The sequence below is a fragment of the Parabacteroides sp. AM08-6 genome, from assembly GCF_003473295.1.
GTDB lineage: Bacteria > Bacteroidota > Bacteroidia > Bacteroidales > Tannerellaceae > Parabacteroides.
Genome location: NZ_QRMP01000069.1, coordinates 1 through 1,990 on the forward strand (window position 1 = coordinate 1; position 1,990 = coordinate 1,990).

The following is a 1,990-nucleotide window of genomic DNA, read 5'->3' on the forward strand; positions in this document are numbered from 1 at the left end:
AACAAGACAAGAAGCCTCGGATGTTTATTCCGGGGCTTTTTTTGTATGTGGATATGCGGGAAAGCAATATTATTCTTGAACCGAAATACATTTCTCATTTCCAGACCCGACACTCAAACAGTAAATGCCTTTTCTTAAATAGTCCGATTTTCTTTAAGAATTTCGGACATTTCATTGGCGTATCAAGATGGGTATTGTATCTTTGCACGACGAATCATAGTGGATATGAAGACAATACTAACAAAGGAGATACGGAGTATCATAGATAGAAACGGTCCGAATAAGCTTTATATGGTGAGTGATTTTGCCCATCTGAATAATGATGGGCTGGTTACTCGTGCCCTTTCCCGACTGGAAAAAGAGGGTGTGCTCATACGTCTTTCACAAGGTCTCTATTTATATCCTTTACGAAATAAGTTCGGCGTACTTCGCCCGTCCATTGAAGATATAGCATACGCCATTGCAGAAAAGGATAAAGCTCGCATTATTCCCAGTGGACTGACGGCTTTGAATAAATTGGGACTTTCCACGCAAGTTACGATGAATGCGGTCTATTTGACAGATGCCACAGCACGGGAGCTTACTATCGGAAATCGTAAAATCATATTCAAGCGCAGTGTACCCCGCAATTTTGCTTATAAGACGGACTTATTTCCACTGATAGTCGCAGCCATGAAGGAATTAGGGAAAGATGGTGTGACCGATGAACAGGTTGTTATTATAAAACAAGCCATTGAAAAATATGGCAGTCTTGATGAGATTAAATACGATTACAGCATTGCTCCGCAATGGATTAAACAAAGACTTGCATTATGAATAATTGGACTAAGCTCACAAAAGAAGAACAACTTACCATTTTGGCTAATGTAGCTGAAGATAAAGGGATTGTGGACAATGCTGTAGAAAAGGACTATTGGGTCAGTATGGTATTGCGTGCTGTATTTTCTTTGCCGTATGCTACAGTCCTTGTATTCAAAGGAGGAACAAGTCTTAGCAAAGGTTGGGGGTTGATAGAACGTTTCTCTGAAGATATTGACCTTGCAATAGACCCCAAACATTTGGGATTCGCAGATGTTGATACTAAAAGCCAACGGACTAAATTGAGAAAAGACTCCAAAAAATTTATTGATGGTATTTTTGCGATTGACATTGAAGATAAGCTAAAGGAGTTTGGATTATTGGAATGTTGTAAGGTAATAGTTCCGGAGACATCTGTCAGCGACCTTGACCCTGCAGTTCTGTTTATCGAGTATAATTCGGTGTTGCAAACAAAGATGCAATATATACCGGAACGAGTCAAGATTGAGATAAGTTGCCGTTCTCTCATGGAACCATCGGAAGAAGTAGAAATGCGTTCGATGATTGAAGACGCCTATCCGGATGAAGAGTTTTCATTGCCAATATTTACAGTTCCTACCGTAGTACCGGGACGGACATTTTTGGAAAAAGTTTTTCTGTTACATGAGGAGTTTAACCGTCCGAACGGCTGTACGCATATCGAACGTATTACACGGCATATGTATGACATCGTGAAGATGATGGACAAACCGTTTGCAATGGAAGCGATGCAGAATGTCCAATTATACGAGGATATTGTGGCTCATCGTAAGAAGTTTACTGCATGGAGTGGGTTGGATTACACGACTCATCTTCCCCACACAATATCTTTTCTCCCTCCTGTAAGTATAGAAGATGTTTTACGGGAAGACTATAAGCAAATGCAAATCGGCTTCATTTATGCCGATGCACCCTCTTTCGGTGAGATTATGGAGCGGTTACAGGATTTGCAGGACAGATTCAGAGCATTGAAGTGGAAAAATAATCGTTGATAATAATATAAGAGGCGAAACAACCTTTGTATCCACGTTCTTCTCACCGACACGGAAGCTTTCATCGGTGATGTGTTTTTCGATTACATTGTAAAGGTAAATAAATTCCCGTATATGTTCCATTGCAGTTCCACGCTTTTTATGGCCTCTCTTGAAAAACG

3 protein-coding genes are annotated in these 1,990 nt (G+C 40.4%); 2 read left to right on the forward strand and 1 reads right to left on the reverse strand.

Going from position 1 to position 1,990, the window contains the following annotated elements:
• The first annotated feature begins 225 nt into the window (after positions 1-225).
• Entirely contained in the window at positions 226-816 is a 591-nt protein-coding gene (locus tag DW103_RS17815) for a DUF6088 family protein (protein ID WP_233545734.1), read from the forward strand.
• Entirely contained in the window at positions 813-1,829 is a 1,017-nt protein-coding gene (locus DW103_RS17820) for a nucleotidyl transferase AbiEii/AbiGii toxin family protein (RefSeq protein WP_122278621.1), read from the forward strand. The genes DW103_RS17815 and DW103_RS17820 overlap by 4 nt, the downstream gene beginning before the upstream one ends.
• Here the strand turns inward: DW103_RS17820 and DW103_RS18555 are convergent.
• On the reverse strand, positions 1,776-1,990 hold a 215-nt coding region (locus tag DW103_RS18555; RefSeq protein ID WP_233545735.1), incomplete at its 5' end, for a hypothetical protein. The two genes, DW103_RS17820 and DW103_RS18555, sit on opposite strands and share 54 nt — an antisense overlap.

Coding starts and splice junctions, on each gene's coding strand:
- DW103_RS17815 (WP_233545734.1), top strand. CDS start 226: ATGAAGACAATACTAACAAAGGAGATACGGAGTATCATAGATAGAAAC.
- DW103_RS17820 (WP_122278621.1), top strand. CDS start 813: ATGAATAATTGGACTAAGCTCACAAAAGAAGAACAACTTACCATTTTG.